Genomic DNA, 24538 nt, shown 5'->3' on the forward strand with positions numbered 1-24538 from the left:
AGGAGCCATAGACGGCGGCAAAGCCCGTCGGGAGGCTCAAATGAACCACTCAATTCATTCCGCTGATCGTGGTACCCACATGAAGATCGTGGTGGTGGCGCTGGTGGCCGGTATTGCAGTGGCCGCCTTCGGGATTGCAGCCCGCACCAACGCCGATTACAGCCAGACCGCCCAGTCGACCCACGTCATCAAGGCCGGCAAGCCGGTGGTGGTGACCAGCGCGGGCACGTCGGAGATTCGCTGATACGCCCTGTTTCAGGTTGACCAGAGGCCGCCGCCAGGCGGCCTTTTTCGTTTTCCAAAGCAATGCTTAGCCGAGATGCGCAGGCAAAGCGCAACGTCCTTGACTTCACCCAGCCCCGCCTTTAAGTCCCCCCTCGTTCCGCGCGCTTTCAGCGAACCACGCGGGAGTAGCTCAGTTGGTTAGAGCGCCGGCCTGTCACGCCGGAGGTCGCGGGTTCGAGCCCCGTCTCTCGCGCCATTCATGGCGTAATTTCAATTACTTAAAGCCGGTTTGACACGTCGTTTCTGGCGCTCTGCCGCCAATTCCTTCGAGGCTGCGGACTTTTTGGCTCCGTCGACCGCGAATCCAGGTTCGGAAATATCCTCGCCCCTTGCCCAGGCACCGCGGCGCGACCTTGCGGACCCATGTGCGCCGGAAGACAGGTGCGGACGGCCCTTTCTGCGCCCTTTAGCGCTCGTATAACCTCGGCGTTCCACCAAGGACCTTGTCAATAACGGCCGCCACAAGGAGGATCGATGCAGTCTCCCTGATATGGACGTTATCGCTGTAGGCCAGATCGCTCGCCGCCGGCCCGGTCCGCGTCAAGCATCCGCGCGTGTCGCACAGAACATCCCATGCAGAGATGAACTCCGCACCGAGTGGTTCGAGCTTCTGCCGCATGACGGCATCTTGCCAATTCGAGAGAAGGCCGCCACTTGACCGTTCCGGAATGAGTTCCTGGCGCCGCAAGTAGTACCAAAGCACCTCGCTCGGCAGCCCGCGGCGCCAGACCGGCACACGCCCTAAAACAACGACACGCGCGTGCGTACGCTGTTTGAGCGCCACAACGAGATCGGCGACGCCGTCGAAATTGATCCCCCAATAGGCATGCAGGAGCACTATATCAGGAGCTAGCTTCGCTGCGATTTCGAGCACCCGGGCGTTGTTGTCTCGACAAGGCGAAGGTCCGTCGAGCGCAGGAATGCAGGAGTTGGCAGTGAACTGTGCTATGCCAAAGCCGCGCGTCTCCTGGGCGCTCCGCAGTCCCGGCAGAAGCGCCCCGGCCGTCGAGTCCCCCCACAGCAAGATTATCGGATGGTTCTTGCGCTCAACGCACGCCTCCGCGTACTCGGTTTTGCGGCCGAGATCCAAAAGGCATTCGTTGATGCGCCACCCGGTTGCATCGGTCGCAACGAAAGCTATCGCGCGCACTTCTGGTGGTAACCGTGCGTCGAAGCCGTTCCAGCGGATCACAACGACGCCGGCAGCAGCGACCACCGCCATGCACGCAGCCAACGTGCGGGCTTTGAGCGCAGGACTGTTTCCACGCCGGATCGGAATTTCAACCAGCCGATAAGTGGCCCACGCCAGCAACATGCTCAGGCAGATGGTCAGCCCTCGTTCGATATCTGTCAGCCGACTGGACTTCACCATTGCGAAGAAGACGAGCAGCGGCCAATGCCAGAGGTAGTACGGATAACTGATCAGACCGATCCGCACCATCGGACGACTCGCAAGGATAAAGCGGTTACCCCACGCACCAGGCGCTGACAGCAAGAGCACGCTGCCGGCGGCCGGCAGTGCGGCCCTCCATCCGGGAAAAGCAACGGTGCTATCGAACGTCCCGGCCGCGAATGCGATCAACAATGCACCCGCCAAAGCCCGAGGATCGTGCCACCGCCCGTCACTCGTCTCGCGCCACCCGATGGCAAGCGCGGCACCGGCCAGCAGTTCGAAAGCGCGGGTGAAGGGAAGATAAAAGGTCAGGACTGGATATGAACCGACCAGCGACAGGTTCAGGAGAAACAAAGCCAGACCAAGAACCAGGGACACACGAAACAGACTTGCACCGAGCCGCGCAGAGATCGTCAGGATCAGCGGCCAAAGGACATAAAACTGCTCCTCGATTCCCAGCGACCACAAATGCAGAAGTGGCTTCTTTGCCGATTCCACATCGAAGTAGCCGGATTGCAGCATCAGGGCGATGTTTGCCGAGAACGCCGCGCTCGCAAAGGTGTCGATGCCCAACTGCCGATAGGCATCCGGGAGCATCCACCTGTAACCAGCGGCCATGGTCGCGCAAAGGACCAGCAGCAGGGCCGGGAAAATCCTTCGCGCGCGCCGCGCATAGAACTCGAGCAGATCGAAGCGGCCGCCGCCGACGTCCCGGGCGATGATGCCGGTGATCAGATATCCCGAGATCACAAAGAAAATGTCGACCCCGATGAAGCCGCCGGGAAGCTGCTCAGGAAAGGCGTGATACAGAACGACTAGAGAAACCGCGATAGCTCGAAGACCATCAACGTGCGGTCGGTACGCGCTGTCCTGATTGCCCATGCCTCAGCGCATAAATTGCGCCCCTTAGAAACATTTAGCAATAAATCGCAACCGACGCGTGTCTGCAACCTTCGGCGTGGAACAACCGGTCGGGACGGAGGGGTTTTCCCTTGTCCCGGGCGGTAAGATCCGATCGGACAGCCGCATTGGGCAGGAAATGACGAAAATACCCCGGCCGAACGGCTGGCGTAGTCAGTCCGCTCCCGAATCGTCTAGGCCTGCCGGAACTTTGCCGTTTAGGAGGTGGCGGGGCCGCCCGGGCAAAGAATCGAGGAGGCCAGACATGGCGAAGAAGGCAGCCGCGCCCGCCACTATCACGCTCAAGCACCTCGCCGCCGACATCGCGGAGAGCCAGGACCTGTCGAAGAAGCGCGCCGAGGCCGTCCTGACCGACATGGTCGAGCTGATCACCAGGCACCTGAAGAAGGGCGACCGCGTCCGCATCGTGGGCCTGGGCATCCTCCAGGTCCGCAAGCGCGCCGCCCGCACCGGCCGCAATCCCGCCACCGGCGAGGCCATCCACATCAAGGCCAGCAAGAAGGTCGCCTTCCGCCCGGTCAAGGAACTGAAAGAGGCGATCTGAGGTGCCTATTCGTTAAGCCCGATCCGCGCCGGTCCGGTCGCATCAAAGCCCGCTTTTCTGATATACCGCCTGCTTCCCCAAAACCCCGGCGGTTTGACCAGAAATGTCCTCCCTCAATTTCACGCACACCGTGACCGAGCGCTTCCTGCGCTACGTCACCATCGACACCCAGTCCGATCCGGCATCCCCGGCCTCGCCCTCGACCGAGAAGCAGAAAGACCTCGGCCGCGTGCTCGCCGCCGAGCTGAAGGCCATCGGCGTCGCGGACGCCCATCTCGACGATTACGGCTATGTCTACGGAACGATCCCGGCCACTACGACCAAGAAGGTGCCGGTGATCTGCTTCTGCTCGCACATGGACACCTCGCCCGACGTCACCGGCAAGGACGTCAAGCCGCAGATCGTGAAGGACTATCGCGGCGGCGATATCACGCTGCCGGGCGACACCAGCCAGGTGATCCGGTTCACTGAACATCCCGCGCTGAAGAACCAGATCGGCAACGACATCATCACCACCGACGGCACCACGCTGCTGGGCGCCGACAACAAGGCAGGCGTCGCCGAGATCATGGATGCCGCGTATTTCTTCATCAACAACCCCGATGTGAAGCACGGCACCATCAAGATCCTGTTCACGCCCGACGAGGAGATCGGCCGCGGCGTCGACAATGTCGACATCAAGAAGCTCGGCGCCGAGTTCGGCTACACCATGGACGGCGAGAGCGCGGGCTGCATCGAGGACGAGACCTTCTCGGCCGACGGCGCCACCATCACCATCAACGGCGTCAGCGCCCATCCCGGCTACGCCAAGGGCAAGATGGAGCACGCCATCAAGATCGCAGCCGCCATCGTCGAGCGGCTGCCGAAGGAAGGCTGCTCGCCGGAGACGACGTCAGGCAAGCAGGGCTTTCTGCATCCGATCGGCATCGACGGCGCGCTGGAGCAGGCGACGCTCTCCTTCATCGTGCGCGACTTCACCGAGGACGGGCTGAAGGAGAAGGAGGACCTGCTCGAGGGCATCGTCAAGGACGTCATGAAGGACTATCCGCGCTCGACCTACACCTTCGAGGTGCGCGAGCAGTACCGCAACATGAAGCAGGTGATCGACCGCCACCCGCACATCCTCGAATACGCCATCGAAGCGATCCGCCGCGCAGGTCTCCGCCCGATGCGCACCGCGATCCGCGGCGGCACCGACGGCTCGCGCCTGTCCTTCATGGGCCTGCCCTGCCCCAACATCTTTGCCGGCGAGCACGCGTTCCATTCGCGGCTCGAATGGGTGAGCCGTCAGGACATGGAGAAGGCGGTACAGACCATCGTGCACCTTGCGATGATCTGGGAGGAGAAGGCGTAGGCCCGTCCGGCAATAGACGAAATAATTTCTGCCCTCGACGGAACGATCCAGCAATCGGCAGGTTGGACGTTCAAGTCCCAAGGATAGAGATTGTGAGCACAGAAGGCCTCAGCCGGTCAGCCCCGGGCTGGGGCCTTTTTTGCGTTTGGCGTGTGCGACATCGAGTTCCCCACATGTAACACTGTTGCGGGTCGACACTGTTCGGGCCGCCATGCTACCGCAGGCGGATCAGGAACCTGAGTGCAACAGTGACTGCGATCCGCCCCTACAGTCTTCGCCGCCTGCGCCATTGGCGCGGGCTGCTGGCTGTGCTCGTCGCGGTCATGTATCTGCTGTCGGGCGTACTGCACGGCGCGCACGACATCGATGTCACCAGCCCCTCCGGCGGCTCGGAGATCGCCTCGATTCTCGACGGCGGCGCTGCCGACCACAGCGATCACAAGACGCTCGGCGGCCATCACTGCCATGGCTGCTTCTCGGTCGCCGTTGTGCAGCCTCTGCACGCGGGCGCCGCGGCCGATATCATTGCCGCACCGGTCGCGCAGCAGCAGCCGACGCTCGTCGGCATCGCACCCGACACGACGTCCCCGCCTCCCAAACACCTGACCTGAACCGATCAGCCGGGCGCCACGCGCGCCCACGATGCTTTTGTTCACAGGTCATCTTCATGTCTTGCAGACGGACTGCCGCGCGCCTTGCGTGCGCGATGGCGATTTTCGTTGGCCCCTGGCTGACGCAACACGCGCACGCCCAGACCCTGACGATGCGCGCGGCGCTGTCGCGCGCACTGGCCGCGAGCCCGCGCCTGACGGCGGCGGAACGCGATGTCGGCATCGCCACCGGACAGCGGATCCAGGCCGGCGCGCTCCTCAATCCGGAACTGTCCTATGAGCAGGATAATTCGTTCGGCTCGGGCATCCATCGCGGCACCAGATCGGCCGAGACCACGCTCCAGATCAGCCAGGCTTTTGAGCTGTTCGGCAAGCGCGATGCGCGGATCGCTGCGGGCGCGGCCGGAATCGAGGTCGCCGCGATCCAGCGCAAGGCTGTCCGGTTGGAGGTGCTGTCGGAGACCGCGATCGCGTTCCTCAGCGTGCTCGGCGCGCAGCGGCGGATCCAGATCCTCGACGAACAGATCACCGCGATCGATCAGTTGACGCCGCTGCTCCGCCGCCGCGTCGAGGCCGGAGCGTCTTCACCGGCCGAGACCGGCCGCGCCGAGGTGGCGTCCGCGCTGGTGAAAGCCGACCGCGAACGCTTCAAGGCGACGCTGGCGAGCGCCCGGCGCGAGCTTGCGGTGCTGATGGGCGATGCTGCGGCGAAATTCGGCGAGGTCTCCGGCCGGCTCGACACCATGGGCAAGACGCCGACATTCCAGTCGGTCGTCGCCGCCATCGATGCCAATCCGCAGCTGGTGCGCTGGACCGCGGTCTATGCCCAGCGCAATGCCGAGCTGCTGATGGCTCGCTTAAGACCCTATCCCGACGTGCGGATCGCCGCCGGCTGGCGCCATTTCAACGAGACCAATGACGATGCGGCACGCCTCACCGTCTCGGTGCCGATCCCGGTGTTCGACCAGAACCAGGGCAACATCCTCTCGGCGCAGGAAAGCCTCGCCAAAACAAAGGCCGAGCGCGAGGCCAACCGCAACACGCTGATCGTGATTGCAGGCCGCGCCTACGACTCGCTGCAAGGCTCGCTGCGCGAGCTCGCAGTGTTGCGCGAGACTGCGATCCCGAAGGCCACCGAAGCGTCGGACGCGATCGCGCAAGGCTACGGACAGGGCCGCTTCACCCTGCTCGAAGTGCTCGACGCCCAGGCCAGCGTCACCCAGGCGCGGCTGCGCGAGCAGGAAGCGCTCCAGAATTTCCATGCCGGCGTCGCGACCATCGAAGGCCTCGTCGGCAATCCCTTTGCGCTGGCCCGGGAGGGCGCACGATGAAGACATCCTCCACCATCCTCATTGCCATCGTTGCCATCGCACTCGGCGCTTACGGCACGTCCCTGCTCGCCCCGGCCAAGGTGACGCACACCGAGCACGCCGAGGAAAAGAAGCCGGAGAAGCCGAACGACCATGTCGAGCAGGACGAGCACGGCGCCGACCGCATCCGCATCTCCGACGTCAAGCTCGCCGCCGCCGGCGTCACGCTGGCGGAAGCCGCGAGCGCGACGTTGACCGACACGCTGTCCTTCAACGGCATTTTGCGCGCCAACCAGGAGGCCGTCGTTCAGGTGACGCCGCGCTTTCCCGGTGTCGCAAAATCGATCCTCAGGCGCATCGGCGACAAGGTCGGCAAGGACGATCTGCTCGCCACCATCGAGAGCAACCAGAGCCTGACCGTCTATGAACTCAAGGCGCCGATCGCCGGCACCGTCATCGAGCGCCAGATCTCGCTCGGCGAATACGCCTCCGAGCAGAAGCCGGCCTTCGTCGTCGCCGACCTCACCACCATCTGGGTGGATCTGTCGATCTACCGGCAGGACCTGAAGCGCGTCCGCATCAATGACGGGGTGCTGATCGATCCCGATGACGGCCGCGGTGAGATCAAGGGCACCATCTCCTACATGGCACCGATCGGCTCGAGCGAGACCCAGACCGCGCTTGCGCGAATCGTGCTTCAAAATCCCGACGGCCGGCTTCGCCCCGGCCTGTTCGTCACGGCACGGCTGATCCTCGCCGCCCGCAACGTCGTGGTCGCTGTGCGCCGGAGCGCGATCCAGACGCTGGAGAACAGGACTATCGTGTTCGTCCGCGAGGACGGCGACAAGATCGAGGCGCGCCCGGTCGAGCTTGGGGATTCCGATCCGAGATTCGTGGAGATCCGCGCCGGCCTCTCCGCCGGCGAGCGTTACGTTGCCGAGAACAGCTTTGTCGTGAAGGCGGAGATGGGCAAGGGAGACGCCGGTCATGATTGACGCGCTCCTCTCTTTCTCGGTTCGGCAGCGCTGGCTGGTGGTCCTGCTCGCGCTCGCAGCCGGCGCCTTTGGCGGCTGGAATTTCACCCGCCTGCCGATCGACGCCGTCCCCGACGTCACCAACGTGCAGGTCCAGATCAACACGCGCGCACCGGGACTGTCGCCGCTCGAAGCCGAGCAGCGCATCACCTTCCCGATCGAGACCGCGATGGGCGGCCTGCCAAAACTCGACTACACCCGCTCGATCTCGCGTTACGGGCTGAGCCAGGTCACGGTCGTGTTCCAGGATGGCACCGACATCTATTTCGCCCGGCAGCTCGTCAACGAACGCATCCAGCAGGCAAAGGACCTGTTGCCTGCAGGCACCGAGGTCGCGATGGGGCCGATCTCGACCGGGCTCGGCGAGATCTATGTCTATTCGGTCGAAGCCAAGGCGGGCGCGAAATCGCCTGCCGGCGCCGAGTTCACGCCGACGGAGCTGCGGACCATCCAGGACTGGATCATCAAGCCGCAGCTGCGCACCATTCCCGGCGTGGTCGAGGTCAACTCGATCGGCGGCTATGAGCGGCAATTCCACGTGCTGCCGATCCTCGGCCGGCTGATGGCCTACAAGCTCGGCTTCCGCGACATCATGACGGCGCTCGCCGCCAACAACTCCAATGTCGGCGCCGGCTATATCGAGCGCAACGGCGAGCAATATCTGGTCCGCGCGCCCGGCCAGGTCGCCAACATCGAGGACATCCGCGACATCGTGATCGGCTCGCGCGGCGGCGTGCCGGTGCGCATCCGCGACGTTGCCGACGTGCAGGAAGGCCAGGACCTGCGCACCGGCGCTGCGACGGCGAACGGCAGCGAGACCGTGCTCGGCACCGCCATGCTGCTGATCGGCGAAAACAGCCGCGGCGTCGCCCAGCGCGTGAAGGCCCGGCTCACGGAGATCGCAAAATCGCTGCCCGACGGGGTGATCGCACGCGCGGTCTATGACCGGACCCATCTGGTCGAAGCCACGATCCAGACCGTCGAGAAAAACCTCGTCGAGGGCGCGGCGCTGGTGATCGCGGTGCTGTTCCTGATCCTCGGCAATATCCGCGCAGCGCTGATCACGGCCTGCGTCATCCCCCTGTCCATGCTGTTCACGATCACGGGCATGGTCGAAAGCAAGGTCAGCGCCAATCTGATGAGCCTCGGCGCGATCGATTTCGGCATCATCGTCGACGGCGCGGTCATCATCGTGGAGAACTGCCTGCGGCTCCTCGCCGCGGAGCAACACCGGCGCGGCCGGCTGCTCTCGCTGGAGGAACGGCTGGAGACGATCCGCGCCGGGAGCAGCGAGGTCATCAAGCCGAGCCTGTTCGGCACGCTGATCATTGCCGTGGTCTATCTGCCGGTCCTGACCCTGACGGGGACCGAGGGCAAGATGTTCACGCCGATGGCGCTGACCGTGCTGATGGCGCTCGCAGGCGCGGCGCTGCTGTCGGTGACTTTCGTCCCCGCAGCCGTGGCGATCTTCGTCACCGGCAAGGTCTCCGAGAAGGAAAACATCTTCATGCGGGCGGCAAAGCGGTTCTATGTGCCGCTGCTCGACCGCGCCATCCGCTATCGCGGCAGCGTCGCGTTTGGCGCCATGCTGATCGTCGCCGGCAGCCTGTTCGCGGCAACGCGCATGGGCGGCGAATTCATTCCGAGCCTCGACGAAGGCGACATCACCATCGAGACCATCCGGATTCCCGGCACCAGCCTGACCCAGAGCGTCGACATGCAGCTCCGGCTGGAGAAGGCGGTCAAGCAGGTGCCGGAGGTCGCGACCATCTTCTCCAAGGTCGGCACCGCCGAGATCGCCAACGATCCGATGCCGCCGAACGTCGCCGACACCTATGTCACGCTGAGACCGCGCGAGGAATGGCCCGATCCCGGAAAGCCGAAGAACGAGGTGATCGAGGAGATCGAACGTGCCGCCAACACCCTGCCCGGCACCGCCTATGGCATGACCCAGCCGATCCAGATGCGCTTCAACGAGCTCATCGCCGGCATTCGCAGCGACGTCGGCGTGAAGATTTTCGGCGACGATCTCGAATTGCTCGCCAATGTTGCCCAACAGGTCAACGGCGTCATTCGCGGCATCGAGGGCGCGGCCGACGTCAAGACCGAGCAGGTTGCGGGCCTGCCGATCCTCACCGTCAAGCTCGACCGCCAGGCGCTGTCGCGCTACGGCCTCAGCCTCAGCGAGGTGCAAAACGTCGTCGAGATCGCGATCGGCGGCAAGCCGGCCGGAAAGCTGTTCGAGGGCGATCGCCGCTTCGACATCGTGGTGCGGCTGCCCGAAAGCCTGCGGGCCGATCCGGACGCGATCAAGTCGCTGCCGATCCCGCTGCCGCCGGGCGAGGACGTCGCGGCCGTCACCAAGACCGCGTGGCCGGGGGGAAGCACGGCGCTGCGTTACGTGCCCCTGTCCTCCGTCGCGGCGATCGAGATCGCCCCGGGCCCGAACCAGATCAGCCGCGAGAACGGCAAGCGCCGAATCGTGGTGATGGCCAATGTCAGGGGCCGCGATTTGCGCTCCTTCGTCGCCGAGGCGCAAGGTGCCGTGACAGAGAAGGTCAAGCTGCCGCCCGGCTACTGGATCGGCTGGGGTGGACAGTTCGAGCAGCTGGTCTCGGCGACCAAGCGGCTGACCATCGTCGTGCCGGTGGCGCTGCTGCTGGTGTTTCTGCTGCTGTTCATGGGCATGGGATCGGCGGCGGATGCCGCCCTGGTGTTCTCCGGCGTACCGCTGGCGCTGACCGGCGGCGTCGCGGCGCTGCTGCTGCGCGGGATTCCCTTGTCCATCAGCGCCGGCGTCGGCTTCATCGCGCTGTCGGGTGTCGCCGTGCTCAACGGCCTCGTCATCATCGCCTTCATCGAACGGCTGCGCAACGAGGGACGGCCGATCGCAGAGGCCGTGCGCGAGGGTGCGCTGACGCGGCTGCGCCCGGTCCTGATGACGGCGCTGGTCGCCTCCCTCGGCTTCGTGCCGATGGCGCTCGCCACCGGTGCCGGCGCCGAGGTGCAGCGGCCACTGGCGACCGTGGTGATCGGCGGCATCATCTCCTCGACCATCCTGACGCTGCTGGTGCTGCCGGCGCTCTACCTGCTGTTCCGCCGTGACGTCGCTAGCGAAACGCCTACAATGGCGGCTGATTTGGCCGCTTCCGGGGAGCGCTAGATTTGGGCAGCCACGACCATCACGACCACGACCATGATCACGCCGGCCACGACCACAGCCACGGCGGGCATGTCCATGCGCCCGCCAATTTCGGCAAGGCCTTTGCGATCGGCATTGCCCTCAACAGTGCGCTGGTCGTGGCGGAAGCGGTCTACGGCTATCTCGGCAACTCCACGGCGCTGCTGGCGGATGCCGGCCATAATCTGTCCGACGTGCTCGGATTGATCGTAGCCTGGTGCGCATCGATCGCGGCGCGGCGCGCGCCGAGCGGCCGCTTCACCTATGGCCTGCGCGCCTCCACCATTCTGGCAGCGCTGGCGAATGCGGTGTTCCTGCTGGTCGCGACCGGCGCGATCGGCTGGGAAGCGATTTTGCGGCTGCGCGAGCCGGAGCCGGTTGCGGGCGTGACCGTGATGGTGGTCGCCGGCATCGGCATCCTCATCAACGGTTTTACCGCCATGCTGTTCGCCAGCGGACGCAAGGACGACATCAACATCGAGGGCGCTTATCTGCACATGGCCGCTGACGCTGCGGTCTCGCTTGGCGTCGTGGTCTCGGCGGCGCTGATCATCTGGACCGGCTGGCTCTGGCTCGATCCCGTCACCAGCCTCGTCATCTGCGCCACCATCCTCTGGAGCACGACGAGCCTGTTGCGCAGCTCCATCGACATGTCGATGGCGGCCGCGCCGAAGGGCACCGATCTCGCCGCGATCAGGATGTTTCTGCTGGAGCGGCCCGGCGTCTCGGCGATCCACGATCTCCATGTCTGGCCGATCTCGACGACGGAGACGGCGCTGACCTGCCACCTCGTGATGCCTGCAGGTAGTGGCGATGCGTTCCTGATGGAAACGGCGCAGCAGCTCAAAGCGTCGTTCCGCATCGGCCACACCACGCTTCAGGTCGAGACGCATCCCGACAATGGCTGCGCGCTGGCGCCGGATGATGTGGTGTGAGGCGTTCTGCCTCCGCGTCGTCATTGCGAGCGCAGCGAAGCAATCCAGACTGCCTCCGCGGGAACAGTCTGGATTGCTTCGTCGCAAGACCTCCTCGCAATGACGACGCGGAGAGAGCGCGACGCCGCCCTACGAAGCCTTCGCTGTCACGATCCAGATCGCGCCCTGCAATGCCACCGACTGCCCCTTCAGGAACGGCGCGAGCATCTCGCGGATCGAGGCTTTTGCCGCTGCATACGTCTCCGGCGGATGCCCTTGCAGTGCGCGGCTGGCGGGGCCGATCTGGAGCGAGCCTTCGACCGCCGCCTCGAGTCCGCCGCCGATTGCAACGTCCATCGCAAGATTGTGCGGCTCCATTGCCACGTCCGCGAAACCGGCACCTGTCAGGATGCGCATCACGCGCTCTTCCGAAGCGAAGGCGAACGGGCCCGGCTCCTCCGGCCCGACCGGTGGCATTTTCGGCACGTGCTTGTAGACCGCCATCAGCGGCGCCATCATCCACGGGTTCTCCTTCGGCTCGCGCCAGCAGGCAAAGGCGAGCCGCCCGGACGGCTTCAGCGCGCGGCGGAGATTGGTGAAGGACGCGACGGGATCGGCGAAGAACATCACGCCGAAGCGCGAGGCAAGCAGATCAAAGCTCGCCGGCTCGAACGGATGCACGGTCGCATCCGCCAGCGCGAAATCGAGCGGCAGACCTTTTGGCGCAAACGCGCGCGCCTGCGACAGCATCGGCTCGGAGACGTCGAGGCCGAGCGCAAATCCGTTCGGAGCAACAGCTTTCGCGAACGCAAAGGTCGTCGCACCGGAGCCGCAGCCGACATCGAGGACACGCTCGCCCCGCTTCGGCCTGGCGCGGTCGATCAGCACATCGGCAATGGGTCCGAGCAGGCTTTCCTGCGCCGCGTGGCGATCGGCCCAGCGCTGCCCGCTCGGACCGTTCCAATAGGCGATCTGGTCGGCGTTTTGGTCGTGTACACTGGGCTGACGAATGGTGTTCATCGACCACTTTTTCGAGTTGGCGCTTTCACATGCCGAGCTAATTGCGCTGTTACTAAGACAGTCGTTTTACCCGCTTTGCAAGAGGTCCTAAGCTAATGATCGCTGGAGAAACTATAGTATCCGCGAAAAACTTGTGCCAACAAAGTCGCCGACATTATCGTTCCACACAAAATCATTCTTGCGCACCTCCCTCACTTCGCCTCCCTCGCACTCAATCTCGATTCCGTGAATCCAGTTGTGGTCGGTGCCTTCGCATACACACATCGATCCGCCGCAAATTACGGGCGTTTGATTAGGCGAGAGGTCTACTTGATTTCGGTGCAAATGACCCGCCAAGACCAACGCCACACCATAGCGCTTGGCTTGCGAACGGAAATAATCGGCATCAATCAAAACCAGCGGGGACTCCTTCCACGGGAGCCCGATTGGAGGGAAGTGTACCACCCAGATCGCAATTAGGTCGCTGTACTTCCCGCGTAAATTTGCCGTCCGCGAGATCATCTCATCAACGACTTCTGCGTGAGCTTTTCCTCTTCCCAGCCTGTTGAGCCCGCTGGCCTCATCGTCTGTCGCCAAACAAAAATCGCCGGCCACTACTGCCAAATGGCTATCGCCGTCTTGTATCACCCGATGCTGAACGCCGTGCGTTGGCCTCCAATACTTCGTAAAAGCCCTGTCAAATTCAGGCGAAGCAGTCCCGCCGAAAATATCGCGGTATCGATCATGATTGCCAGGAACGAGAAAGAACCGCTCTTCATCCGCCCCGAGTGTAGGCCGCCATTGGGAATTGAGGTACTCGTGAACTCGTTTGTCATCAATGAAATTGAATGCCGCAGCAATTGATTCCTTTGTGCCAATCGTAGCAACGTCACCTGAAACCACAAAAAGATCGAAATTCTCGCCTTCCTCTAGCACAAATCTCGCAGATGCCTCGGCCATTTCATCCGAATAGCTAGACGGAAATGTAGCAATACTGATGGGGCCGCTGAAATGTCGCAGGGTAAGGCTCGGAGGGTCCTGAAACAAGCGGGACCAATTCTTCCGATTTGGATGAACGCAGAAATGAAAATCTGAAATATGTAATATGCGAAATAGGCTCACGTTATTCGAGGACTTTAGCGCGAGCCCTTCCCTCAATTTTAGTGACAGATTGTCGTGGAGAAATCTCCAGCAAAATTAGTTCATGATCAATCCGCAATCGCCCCCACGAGCCACCAATTTGTTGCCCAGACTCCAACCATTGCATGAGCTCAGTTAGAAGCAACGAGAAGAAGCGAGAGCTGTCGTCCGGCCTGATCGGCAAACGATCGAGGACAAGATGTTGGAACACTAATGAGAACTGGCCGCCCTTAGCCAAAGGCCAAGCCCCCTCGATTCCATAACGCTGGCGATTCCCAATCGTCGCCATTATTCTCTGCAGCCGCACACCAAATTCATCAACTACCTGTTGGCGCGACATATTCAGAAACGCTTCGAAGCGTGTTCGATACTCTTTCGAAATCTGCATTTCCCGCAGATGATCCAACACACCTTGCAACCAGACCGCAGTTAGCTCCGGACTAGGCCGGAAAACCGGAAAATCGGACGTTATATGGATTGCAGGTGCGACCCTCCGCACCTCTTTGAATGACGGCCGTACATCACTCTTTGTCGCTAGCGCCTCTGCTACAGAGTCCATGACAACCGAGCCAGCGATCCTCTTTATCTCAGATGAGGAAACCGAGGCGGTCGCGTAGCCGACAAAATCGACGTGTTTCGCAAATTGTTTGCCTCGTGGGCGCACCGTTACCAACTGCCCTCGAGAGCGCTCCAATCGCCGGCGTCGCGCGACCGTTTCGTACTCAACCTTCCACTGAGATAAATCAGGCTTGTCATGCACCGCAAAATCCGGCACATCCACAACCAAATTCAAACTAGTTTCAAGTACCGAAAAATTCAGCATGACTTATTTATTTGAGATTCGGTCTAGCGAATAGCCGCTGGACTCCATAAGCGCGACCTTTTTTTGGGCATCGACGACAGCTTCCAGCAGCTTGGATAGGGCCTCTGAATCCAACTGCATCAAAATCGTAGGCTCTTCATCATCGCGATCAGTCGATATTTGCATTTGAACAATCGTAACAAAACCATCTATAGCGGTGCGATCCTCATTCAGGGCCGGACGCAAATCGACAAAAGTCGAGAATGATTTAGCGTTGCGCAGAAAGCCTTTGCGAAGTCTAAGAATCTTCCGGTGAAAAACAGCGCCATCGGAATGAGCCGCAAGAGTCAGTAGTCGTTGTTTTAACCTATGAACAGTGCTGGCGACTTCCTCAGGGGTCTCATCCTCGTCATGTTCGACTTCGAAATCCGAAAGTAGCGAGTCGATCAGAAGAGCGCGCTCCGCTTCGTTCGACGCCTTTTTATCGAGTTCAGTGTTCAAGAATGCCAAGAAAGAAAAAAGGTACTCTACGATCTCGCGGTCAAGACCAAGCTTTTCCGCCAAAATGTCCCAACGTGCATTGTCAGAGAGAGAGGCCTGCGGCCTCTTCATCTCAGATTCGATAACGTCGATTTGCGTATCGCTAAGCTGCGCGATTTCCGCGAGCATTGCACCTATCGATAGAGGCGGAAAGAGACGCGGCGATACCATTAACTCAAATCCTCACCCTTGGCTTCCAATCTTACATTGGAACCGTAAAGAGCGTCTTTCCTGGTTCAATGCACGCCGACAAAGAGCGAGACCCCGCATCCAAACCCAAACAATTCCGGAATACAAGACCGCGACTGATCCATAAAGTGGGACGAACTACATACAAATCAATAAGTTGCGACAAAATATCCTTTCTGCAACTAACTTTAGAAGCTCTGGTGGGCGGTCACGGATTCGAACCGCGGACCCTCTCGGTGTAAACGAGATGCTCTAACCAGCTGAGCTAACCGCCCCACGGCGCTTCTTTATCCCTACCCGCCCCGTGCGGGCAAGTACGGAACGCCCATTCCCAGGCCCTCAATCCCCCGGCCTGCCCGGCAGCGACGGCACCGCATCGATCCACACTGCCGCCGACTGGCACCAGATCTGCCTGACGGGGCGCAGGGCGTCGCGCTGGCGGATAGAGCCCCAGCGGATGCCCCAATCGTCGGCCTGGTCGCCCTCGCCGCTGGTGAACAGCGGGGAACCGCAAGCGGCGCAGAAGTGCTGGAAGCGCATCCGGCCATTGTCGCCGCGCTTGCCGTAGACCTTTGGCGTGCCGGCGGTGAGCTTGACGTCGGCAGCGGTGCAGATCGCCGTGACCCGGAACGGCGATCCCGTTAGGGTCTGGCAGTCCCGGCAATGGCACACCGAGACCGTCTCGGGGTCGATCTCGGCCTCATAGCTGATCGTCCCGCAATGGCAGTGACCGTCGACCTGCATCGCATCCCTTTCCCCAAAACAAAAACGGCGCCCGAAGGCGCCGTTTTATCATCTTTTCGAATTGCGATCTCAGTGAGCGGTCAGGCCGCCGGGGGCTTCGTCGCCATCCGGCTTCACCGTCACCTTGGTGTCCTCTTCCCAGACGATCGGCACGGGCTTCTTGACCAGCGCCCTGGCGACGACGTCGTCGAGACGCGAGACCGGGATGATCTCCATGCCGCCCTTGATCGCATCGGAAATCTCCGTGAGATCCTTGGCGTTGTCCTCGGGGATCAGCACCGTCTTGATGCCGCCGCGGGCCGCAGCCAGCAGCTTCTCCTTCAGACCGCCGATCGGCAGCACGCGGCCGCGCAGCGTGATCTCGCCGGTCATCGCGACATCATGGCGGACCGGGATGCCGGTCATGACCGAGATGATCGCGGTGGCCATGGCCACGCCCGCCGACGGACCGTCCTTCGGCGTCGCGCCTTCCGGCACGTGCACGTGGATGTCGCGCCGGTCGAACAGCGGCGGCTCGATGCCGTAGACGATCGCGCGCGAGCGGACATAGGACGCCGCCGCCGAGATCGACTCTTTCATCACGTCGCGCAAGTTTCCGGTGACCGTCATCTTGCCCTTGCCGGGCATCATGACGCCTTCGATGGTCAGGAGCTCGCCGCCGACATCGGTCCAGGCAAGTCCGGTGACGATGCCGACCTGCGGCTCGCTCTCGATCTCGCCGTAGCGGTACTTCGGCACACCCAGAAGCTCTTCCAGAGTCTTCTCGGTGACCTTGACCGACTTCTTCTTGGAGATCATCAGCTCCTTCACCGCCTTGCGGGCGAGTGTCGAAAGCTCACGCTCCAGATTACGCACGCCCGCTTCGCGGGTGTAGCGGCGGATCAGAAGCAGCAGCGCGTCGTCGTCGATCGAGAACTCCTTGGAGTCCAGGCCGTGCTTGGACACCGTGTTCGGGATCAGATGCTTGCGCGCGATCTCGACCTTCTCGTTCTCGGTGTAGCCCGCGATCCGGATGATCTCCATGCGGTCCATCAGCGGTCCCGGAATATTGAGCGTATTCGCGGTCGTGATGAACATCACGTTGGACAGATCGTAGTCGACCTCGAGATAGTGGTCGTTGAAAGTCCCGTTCTGCTCGGGGTCGAGGACCTCGAGCAAGGCCGAGGACGGATCGCCGCGGAAATCGGCGCCCATCTTGTCGATCTCGTCCAGCAGGAACAGCGGATTGGACGACTTCGCCTTCCGCATCGACTGGATGATCTTGCCGGGCATCGAGCCGATATAGGTGCGGCGGTGACCGCGGATCTCGGCCTCGTCGCGCACGCCGCCGAGCGAGACGCGCACGAACTCACGTCCGGTCGCCTTCGCGATCGACTTGCCGAGCGAGGTCTTGCCGACGCCGGGAGGCCCGACGAGGCACAGGATCGGGCCCGTCAGCTTGTTGGCGCGCGACTGCACCGCGAGATACTCGACGATGCGTTCCTTGACCTTCTCCAGCCCGTAGTGATCGGAGTCCAGGACGCCTTGCGCCGATTCCAGATCCTTCTTCACCTTGGACTTTTTGTTCCACGGGATCGACAGCAGCCAATCCAGATAGTTGCGCACGACGGTCGCTTCCGCGGACATCGGCGACATCTGGCGCAGCTTCTTCAATTCATGCTGCGCCTTCTCGCGCGCTTCCTTGGAGAGCTTGGTCTTGGAGATCTTCTCTTCGAGATCGGCGAGTTCGTCGCGACCGTCGTCGTCGCCCAGTTCCTTCTGGATCGCCTTCATCTGCTCGTTGAGATAATACTCGCGCTGGGTCTTCTCCATTTGTCGTTTAACACGAGAACGAATCCGCTTCTCGACCTGCAACACCGAAATCTCGCTCTCCATCAGGCCCAGCACCTTCTCCAGGCGCGTGGTGACGGACAGCGTCTCCAGGATCTGCTGGCGATCGGCGATCTTGACGGCGAGATGCGACGCAACGGTGTCGGCGAGCTTGGCGAAATCGGTAATCGCCTGCACGACGCCGACGACCTCGGCCGAGATCTTCTTGTTGAGCTTCACATAGCTCTCGAAGTCGGACACGACAGAGCGCGACATGGCTTCCGCCTCGACCGACTTGCCGTCGGTGTCGGCGAGCGCAATCGCGGTCGCTTCGTAATACTCGCTGCGATCGGTGTACTTCTGCACGCGCGCGCGCTCGAGCCCTTCGACCAGCACCTTCACGGTGCCGTCGGGAAGCTTCAAGAGCTGGAGCACGCTGGCAAGCGTACCGGTCTCGTAAATGGAATCGGGCGCCGGATCATCGTCGGACGCATTCTTCTGCGTCGCGAGCATGATCAGCGCGTCGTTCTTCATCACCTCTTCGAGCGCGCGGATCGACTTCTCGCGGCCGACGAAGAGCGGAACGATCATGTGCGGGAAGACGACGATGTCGCGCAACGGCAGCACGGGATAGGCGTGCGTTTCGCCATGGACAATGGTTGGCCGGGGTTTTGGATTGGTCATGGCCTTTTCCTTTTGCTTTGCCCCCCTGCACGCAGCCCGCCATGATCATGCGCAACCGCCACAAGGTGCCGAGGTGATCCGTAAAACCGGTCTACCATTGGTAGGTTGGACCGGGCTTGCCGGATCGGAACTAAGGCGAATCTTGAACAGAATTCTCGCTCGCCGTCGACATTAGGTGGCTATCGACCGGGGGGGTGTCAAGTCATTGAAAGACGCGCGCCATCAGGCGCTTACGCACGCGAACAAGCGACGCAACACCGGCTGCGGAGAACCCTTCCGCAGCCGTTACTATCAAAGACGATTGGAAGCGTTCCAGCGCCGCAAATCAGGCGCTGGCGTTCTCGACCGCACGATCGGACCGATCGGCGTAGATGTAGAGCGGACGCGCCGTTCCTTCCACGACTTCGCGGGAAATCACGACTTCTTCCACACCTTCCAGACCCGGCAGGTCGAACATGGTCTCAAGCAGGATCGCCTCGAGGATCGAACGCAGACCACGCGCGCCGGTCTTGCGCTCGATCGCCCTGCGGGCGACCGCGCCAAGCGCCTCGTCGGCGAAGGTCAGCTCGATGTTCTCCATCTCGAACAGCCGCTGGTACTGTTTCACCAGCGCGTTCTTCGGCTCGACCAGGATCTTCTTTAGCGAGGCCTCGTCGAGATCCTCGAGCGTCGCGACCACCGGCAGGCGGCCGACGAACTCGGGGATCAGGCCGTACTTCAGCAGATCCTCAGGCTCGACGTGACGGAAGATTTCGCCGGTGCGGCGATCTTCCGGCGCGAGCACCTGGGCTGCGAACCCGATCGAGGTCGAGCGTCCGCGCGCCGAGATGATCTTTTCGAGACCCGAGAACGCACCGCCGCAGATGAACAGGATGTTGGTGGTGTCCACCTGCAGGAATTCCTGCTGGGGATGCTTGCGGCCGCCCTGCGGCGGGACCGAAGCCACCGTGCCTTCCATGATCTTCAACAGCGCCTGCTGCACGCCCTCACCCGACACGTCGCGCGTGATCGAGGGATTGTCGGACTTGCGGCTGATCTTGTCGATCTCGTCGATGTAGACGATGCCGCGCTGGGCGCGCTCGACATTGTAATCGGCGGACTGGAGCAGCTTCAGGATGATGTTCTCGACGTCCTCGCCGACATAGCCGGCTTCGGTCAGCGTCGTCGCATCCGCCATCGTGAACGGCACGTCCAGGATGCGGGCGAGCGTCTGCGCGAGCAGCGTCTTGCCCGAACCGGTCGGACCGATCAGCAGGATGTTCGACTTCGCAAGCTCGACGTCGTTGTGCTTGGTCTGGTGGTTGAGGCGCTTGTAGTGATTGTGCACCGCGACCGACAGGACCTTCTTCGCATGGCTCTGACCGATCACGTAATCGTCCAGGACCTTGCAGATTTCCTTCGGCGTCGGAATGCCGTCGCGCGACTTCACCAGCGAGGATTTGTTTTCCTCACGGATGATGTCCATGCAGAGCTCGACGCACTCGTCGCAAATGAAGACCGTGGGACCCGCGATCAGTTTGCGGACTTCGTGCTGGCTCTTGCCGCAGAACGAGCAATACAGCGTGTTCTTGGAGTCGCTCGTGCCGACCTTACTCATTCATGTCTCCGTCCGCGGTTCGATCTCGTCCGCTCGATCGTCCCATCCCGCTACATCGGCGGGCAAGGGACTCAAATAGAGCAAATTCCGTACCAAAAAAGACCCTACGCGTTACATACCGTGCGAATCACGGTCACTCGATTCTCCGCGATCATAGCCGATCGTTCGTAGCCAACCATGCTGTCACCCGACTATCAAGAATTCGCTAATCGGGGGTCGCCGGCTACCCGTGACAATACCGTGATTTCCGGTCTTGGCACGGGCGAAGTGATCGAAATCACCCCGACGTTGCTGGATTGCCACGAAAAACAAGCACGAAAGCGGAACTTTCTGCTTGTCGCAGGGCGCAAAACACCGTTTTGCATTGCGCGCACGCGCACCTAACGTGAACACGCCCCTGACGGTCACAGGCGATCCCCAAGAGTTTTCAGGAGGGATCGCCGTGACAAACCAGTAGTGCTACGGGGCCTTCGCCGCAGGCTCTTCGACGCGCTTGTCGATGACCCTGTCGACCAGGCCGAACTCCTTGGCGTCGTTCGCGGTCAGGAACTTGTCGCGTTCCAGCGCATCCTCGATCGTCTTATAAGTCTGGCCGGTGTGCTTCACGTAGATCTCGTTGAGCCGCTTCTTCAGGTTCAGGATTTCCTGGGCGTGGAGCATGATGTCGGTGGCCTGGCCCTGGAAGCCGCCGGAGGGCTGGTGCACCATGATGCGCGCGTTCGGCAGCGAGAAGCGCATGTCCTTCTCGCCGGCGCAAAGCAGCAGCGAGCCCATTGACGCGGCCTGGCCCGTGCACAGCGTCGAGACCGGCGGGCGGATGAACTGCATGGTGTCGTAGATCGCAAGGCCCGACGTCACCACGCCACCCGGCGAGTTGATGTACATCGAGATTTCCTTCTTCGGATTTTCCGCTTCAAGGAACAGGAGCTGCGCGACGATCAGCGTCGACATGCCGTCCTCGACCGGCCCGGTCAGGAAGATGATACGCTCCTTCAGCAGGCGCGAGAAAATGTCGTAGGCGCGCTCGCCACGGTTGGTCTGCTCGACCACCATGGGCACGAGGTTCATGTAGGTTTCAACCGGATCGCGCATGAGTCACCTAGGGTTTCGGACGCAGACACCGCCTGTCTTGGCTGCCAGTTTGGCTGGATTTGCCGGAAGGCGATGGACGTCCCGTGATGCAGAATTTGTTCGTAGAGAAACTCGGGTACAGGGCGTACCGACAGATATAGCCCAATTCGCGCCAGACAAGTGCGGAGCGAATTAAGGCTTAATCCACCGGGCACTTGAAGCTGATTCTTGCAAAAAGGCCCAGCCAGCCACATGGCTAGCCGGGCCCTTCCGCTGATCATCCTTAATAGAAGGCTTCCTCAAGAAGGGATTGCTCAAAGCCTTCAGGCCGCGGTCTTTTCCGCCTCGTCGTCCTTGTAGAGATCCTCGCGCGAGACCTTCTTCTCGGTCACGTTGGCGAGCTCGAGGATGAAGTCGACGACCTTGTCCTCGTAGATCGGTGCACGAAGCTGGGCCAGCGCCTGAGCGTTGCTGCGATAGAAGTCCCAGACTTCCTTCTCGCGGCCCGGCATCGAGCGCGCGCGCTCGATTACGGCGCGGCCGACCTCGTCGTCGGTCACGGTGATCTTGTTCTTCTCGCCGATCTCGGAGAGCACGAGGCCGAGGCGCACGCGGCGGTCGGCGATCTTGTGGTACTCTTCCTTGGCCTTGTCCTCAGTGGTGTCCTCGTCGGCAAAGGTCTTGCCGGCGGAGTCCATCTCGGCCTTGACCGAGTTCCACATCAGGTTGAACTCTTCGTCAACCAGCGACGGCGGCGCCTCGAAGCGATGCGCCTCGTCGAGTTGGTCGAGCAGCGCGCGCTTGACGCGCTGGCGCGTCGCACCCGCGAACTCGGCGGAGAGACGCTCGCGTGCGGCTTCCTTCAGCTTGTCCAGCGATTCGAGGCCGAGCGTCTTGGCGAACTCGTCGTCGATCGCGACGTCCTGCGGCGCCTCGATCAGGGTCGCGGTGGTCTCGAACTCGGCCGGCTGGCCGGCGAGCTTGTCATTCATGTAGTTCTTGGGGAACGACAGTTTCAGCGTACGCGTCTCGTTGGCGCCGATGCCGATGAGCTGCTCCTCGAAACCGGGGATGAAGGTGTTGGAGCCGATCGCAACCTGGATGCCTTCGCCGGTGCCGCCCTCGAAGACTTCGCCGTTGATGCTGCCCTTGAAGTTGATGGTGACGCGGTCGCCCGATTCGGCCTTCGCGCCGTCAGCCTTCGCGGCATAGCCGCGGTTGGTGTCGGCGATGCGCTTGATCGCCTCGTCGACATCGGTGTCGGAGACGTCAGCGACGGGCTTCTCGACCTGGAAGGCCTTGAAGTCGGCGAGCGCGATCGCGGGCACCACCTCGATCGCGACCGTGTAGGTCAGATCGGTTTTGCCGTTGAGCAGCTCCTCGACCTCGGCCTGCTCGCTCGGCATGGTGATCTTGGGCTCGGTCGCGAGCTTGAAGCCGCGCTCGGAGAACAGCTGGGTGTTGGTGTCGCGGATGGTCTGGTCGATGGTCTCAGCCATCACCGAGCGGCCATACACCTTCTTCAAATGTGCGACCGGCACCTTGCCGGGACGGAAGCCGTTGATTTTGACCTTGTCCTTGAGGTCGACGAGCTTGGCACCGGCCTTGGCGTCGAGATCAGACGCGGGGACGCTGATCTTGAACTCGTGCTTCAAACCTTCCGAGAGGGTTTCTGTGACCTGCATGGCGTCCAATCTTCTTCTCGTTCGGTCCCGGCACGCTATCGCGTCGGGACGCTGTCATTAATCGATCCGGCGCGAAGCAAACGCCTCAACGACGGTGGCTCATCGAACCCGGCCCCAGGCGGACAAACATCCGCGCGGAGCGAGGCCCCTCAGTAATCCGTGCAAACGCTGAAAGCGCTTGGTGCGGGCGGAGGGACTCGAACCCCCACAACTTTCGTCACTGGAACCTAAATCCAGCGCGTCTACCAGTTCCGCCACGCCCGCGTAAATTTGCATCAAGACCGGCCGCGATGCCGCGGGCGGCGGGCTTATAGCATGTGCCCGCCTGTTCGCAGCAAAAAAATGGCCGTGTAGACGCCTGCTTGAGGTAAGCGTCGCTGCTGGACTTATCCAGCGCCACATGGTCCGCATTGCCACATGAAAACGCGGATTTTTGCTCCGACGAGACGTGAGGTTTTGGCTGGCCTTGGCGCCTCCCTTGGAGCCCCGGCGGCCGGGCTGACGGCCGGCGGCGCGGGCCCGCTCGTGACCGCCCAGCTTGCGCTTCAGGCAAGGGCAGCGACCCTGGATCTGAGGCCGGGTCAGCCAGCTACACCAATCTGGGAGCTGGCCGCTGTAAGCCACCTTGGGGACGTCCGTCTCAAGCGTTTTGACAACTGCCAAATGGTGTTCCGGAACGAGCTGCCTGTGCCGCTTGCACCAGTCTGGTACGGCCTCAATGCCCCGACCATGACAGATCAGTTCCGGGGCCGCGCGCCGGTGGCGCCGGACACGACTGAAACATCAATGATTTCAATACCAAACGCAGGGACCCTGCTGGCCGACTTCCGGCTCTTCGAGGACGGCCAGAAGTACCCCGCGCGTCCGCTTCCGATCATCGTCGCCGAGTCCAGCCGAGTTGCCGTCGATCGTGACGTGGTCCTCCTGATCGAGGAATGGCACCTGCGGCCGGACGGGACTGCGCTTCCTCCGGGTCGAGACCCCAAGGCCACGACGGCGCTCTATACAATCAACGGCAAGACTTCATTCGAACTCTCAGCTTCCGCCGGCGAGCGGCTGCGGCTGCGCTTTATCAACGGCTCGCAACGCTCTGTTCTGGCGATCAAATTGGAGAATCACGAGGTCCAGATCATGGCCCTCGACGGACAGCCGGCCGAGCCGTTCCCGGCGCGCAACGGCGCCCTGGTGCTGGCCCCCGGCGCGCGTGTCGACGCCTTTGTGGATGCGGCCACATCGGCTCCATTCCTGCTCCATGACGGCAAGGAGGCACGCCAGATCGGAAGCCTTGCGATCTCTGGCAAGCTGGATCGCCCGCCGCTGTTGCCTCCCCAGCCGCTCCCCTTGAATGACCTGCCCGAGAAGCTCGACCTGAGAGGCGCCCTGCGGTTCGATGTCGCGCTCGGCGCACCCGAGGCAGGTTGGACGCGGCCAGCGAATTTCTCGACCGCCTCCGCCCCGACGTTCCGCGCCAAGACCAGCCGCACCGTCGTACTGGCCCTCAAGAACCCCGGCCCGGTCGCGACTGTCTTCCACCTTCACGGCCACCATTTCCGCCTGCTCGACAAGCTCGACGACGGCTGGAAGCCCTATTGGCTCGACACGCTGGCGATCGAACCCGGCCAGACCCAGCGCATCGCCTTCGCTGTGACCTCACCCGGGCGATGGCTGATCGAATCGGTCGTGGCGGATTGGGCGGCGCCGCGCTTGGTGCGGTGGTATGCGGTGGAGTGA

Annotated in this window: 20 protein-coding genes and 3 tRNA genes; 11 read left to right on the top strand and 12 right to left on the bottom strand. The window is 62.2% G+C overall.

Going from position 1 to position 24538, the window contains the following annotated elements; all coding sequences use genetic code 11:
- Positions 1-40 precede the first annotated feature (40 nt).
- Positions 41-244 (top strand): hypothetical protein, encoded by a 204-nt coding sequence (locus BMW89_RS20770; RefSeq protein ID WP_092028844.1) that lies wholly within the window; start codon positions 41-43, stop codon positions 242-244.
- A 160-nt stretch (positions 245-404) separates the two neighbouring features.
- A tRNA-Asp gene (locus BMW89_RS20775) sits at positions 405-481 on the top strand.
- 210 nt (positions 482-691) lie between these two features.
- On the opposite strand, the gene BMW89_RS20780 is transcribed toward BMW89_RS20775, so the two are convergent.
- Positions 692-2560 carry an acyltransferase family protein gene (locus BMW89_RS20780; RefSeq protein ID WP_092028845.1) on the bottom strand — a complete coding sequence of 623 codons (1869 nt, stop codon included), beginning with the start codon at positions 2558-2560 and terminating at the stop codon, positions 692-694.
- 229 nt (positions 2561-2789) lie between these two features.
- On the opposite strand from BMW89_RS20780, the gene BMW89_RS20785 reads away from it, so the two are divergent.
- From BMW89_RS20785 to BMW89_RS20815, 7 genes are all read left to right on the top strand, one after another.
- On the top strand, positions 2790-3143 hold the full coding sequence (locus tag BMW89_RS20785; protein ID WP_283805330.1) for an HU family DNA-binding protein: 354 nt from the start codon (positions 2790-2792) through the stop codon (positions 3141-3143).
- Positions 3144-3246: 103 nt separating this feature from the next.
- Positions 3247-4497 carry a peptidase T gene (pepT, locus tag BMW89_RS20790; protein ID WP_092028847.1) on the top strand — a complete coding sequence of 417 codons (1251 nt, stop codon included), beginning with the start codon at positions 3247-3249 and terminating at the stop codon, positions 4495-4497.
- Between the two features lie 323 nt (positions 4498-4820).
- Positions 4821-5108, top strand: coding sequence for a hypothetical protein (locus tag BMW89_RS20795; protein WP_244547643.1), 288 nt, complete (start codon positions 4821-4823; stop codon positions 5106-5108).
- A gap of 56 nt (positions 5109-5164) precedes the next feature.
- Positions 5165-6439, top strand: coding sequence for a divalent metal ion exporter subunit IhpA (gene ihpA / locus BMW89_RS20800; protein WP_092028849.1), 1275 nt, complete (start codon positions 5165-5167; stop codon positions 6437-6439).
- Entirely contained in the window at positions 6436-7413 is a 978-nt protein-coding gene (ihpB, locus tag BMW89_RS20805) for a divalent metal ion exporter adaptor subunit IhpB (RefSeq protein ID WP_092028850.1), read from the top strand. The genes ihpA and ihpB overlap by 4 nt, the downstream gene beginning before the upstream one ends.
- A complete protein-coding gene (gene ihpC / locus BMW89_RS20810; RefSeq protein ID WP_092028851.1) occupies positions 7406-10615 on the top strand; it encodes a divalent metal ion exporter subunit IhpC in 3210 nt (1069 codons plus the stop codon). Before ihpB ends, ihpC begins: the two co-directional genes overlap by 8 nt.
- 2 nt (positions 10616-10617) lie before the next feature.
- Positions 10618-11568: a cation diffusion facilitator family transporter gene (locus BMW89_RS20815; RefSeq protein ID WP_177196204.1), complete on the top strand. Its 951-nt coding sequence runs from the start codon at positions 10618-10620 to the stop codon at positions 11566-11568.
- A gap of 129 nt (positions 11569-11697) precedes the next feature.
- On the opposite strand, the gene BMW89_RS20820 is transcribed toward BMW89_RS20815, so the two are convergent.
- The 8 genes from BMW89_RS20820 to clpX form a co-directional block, all read right to left on the bottom strand.
- Complete coding sequence (locus tag BMW89_RS20820) at positions 11698-12558, bottom strand: class I SAM-dependent methyltransferase (RefSeq protein ID WP_177196218.1); 861 nt, start codon at positions 12556-12558, stop codon at positions 11698-11700.
- A 120-nt stretch (positions 12559-12678) separates the two neighbouring features.
- Positions 12679-13668, bottom strand: coding sequence for a metallophosphoesterase family protein (locus BMW89_RS20825; RefSeq protein WP_177196205.1), 990 nt, complete (start codon positions 13666-13668; stop codon positions 12679-12681).
- 1 nt (position 13669) lies between these two features.
- Entirely contained in the window at positions 13670-14509 is an 840-nt protein-coding gene (locus BMW89_RS20830) for a hypothetical protein (RefSeq protein WP_092028854.1), read from the bottom strand.
- A 3-nt stretch (positions 14510-14512) separates the two neighbouring features.
- On the bottom strand, positions 14513-15157 hold the full coding sequence (locus BMW89_RS20835; protein WP_092028855.1) for a hypothetical protein: 645 nt from the start codon (positions 15155-15157) through the stop codon (positions 14513-14515).
- 258 nt (positions 15158-15415) lie between these two features.
- Positions 15416-15492, bottom strand: a tRNA-Val gene (locus tag BMW89_RS20840).
- A gap of 64 nt (positions 15493-15556) precedes the next feature.
- On the bottom strand, positions 15557-15961 hold the full coding sequence (locus BMW89_RS20845; RefSeq protein WP_092028856.1) for a GFA family protein: 405 nt from the start codon (positions 15959-15961) through the stop codon (positions 15557-15559).
- Positions 15962-16030: 69 nt separating this feature from the next.
- Positions 16031-18454: an endopeptidase La gene (lon, locus tag BMW89_RS20850; protein WP_092028857.1), complete on the bottom strand. Its 2424-nt coding sequence runs from the start codon at positions 18452-18454 to the stop codon at positions 16031-16033.
- A gap of 325 nt (positions 18455-18779) precedes the next feature.
- Complete coding sequence (gene clpX, locus BMW89_RS20855; protein WP_045003136.1) at positions 18780-20051, bottom strand: ATP-dependent Clp protease ATP-binding subunit ClpX; 1272 nt, start codon at positions 20049-20051, stop codon at positions 18780-18782.
- Positions 20052-20228: 177 nt separating this feature from the next.
- Here clpX and BMW89_RS37400 point away from each other — a divergent pair, with 177 nt between their 5' ends.
- Complete coding sequence (locus BMW89_RS37400; protein WP_143062800.1) at positions 20229-20435, top strand: hypothetical protein; 207 nt, start codon at positions 20229-20231, stop codon at positions 20433-20435.
- 75 nt (positions 20436-20510) lie between these two features.
- Here the strand turns inward: BMW89_RS37400 and BMW89_RS20860 are convergent, their stop codons facing one another.
- The 3 genes from BMW89_RS20860 to BMW89_RS20870 all read right to left on the bottom strand — a co-directional run bounded on the left by BMW89_RS20860 (position 20511) and on the right by BMW89_RS20870 (position 23071).
- Positions 20511-21143, bottom strand: a complete 633-nt coding sequence (locus tag BMW89_RS20860) for an ATP-dependent Clp protease proteolytic subunit (RefSeq protein WP_092028858.1) — start codon at positions 21141-21143, stop codon at positions 20511-20513.
- A 302-nt stretch (positions 21144-21445) separates the two neighbouring features.
- Complete coding sequence (tig, locus tag BMW89_RS20865; RefSeq protein WP_092028859.1) at positions 21446-22807, bottom strand: trigger factor; 1362 nt, start codon at positions 22805-22807, stop codon at positions 21446-21448.
- A gap of 179 nt (positions 22808-22986) precedes the next feature.
- Positions 22987-23071, bottom strand: a tRNA-Leu gene (locus BMW89_RS20870).
- Between the two features lie 153 nt (positions 23072-23224).
- Between BMW89_RS20870 and BMW89_RS20875 the strand changes: the two genes are divergently transcribed.
- Positions 23225-24538, top strand: coding sequence for a multicopper oxidase domain-containing protein (locus BMW89_RS20875; protein ID WP_092028860.1), 1314 nt, complete (start codon positions 23225-23227; stop codon positions 24536-24538).

The sequence above is a fragment of the Bradyrhizobium sp. OK095 genome (assembly GCF_900109945.1).
Classification (GTDB): Bacteria; Pseudomonadota; Alphaproteobacteria; order Rhizobiales; family Xanthobacteraceae; genus Bradyrhizobium.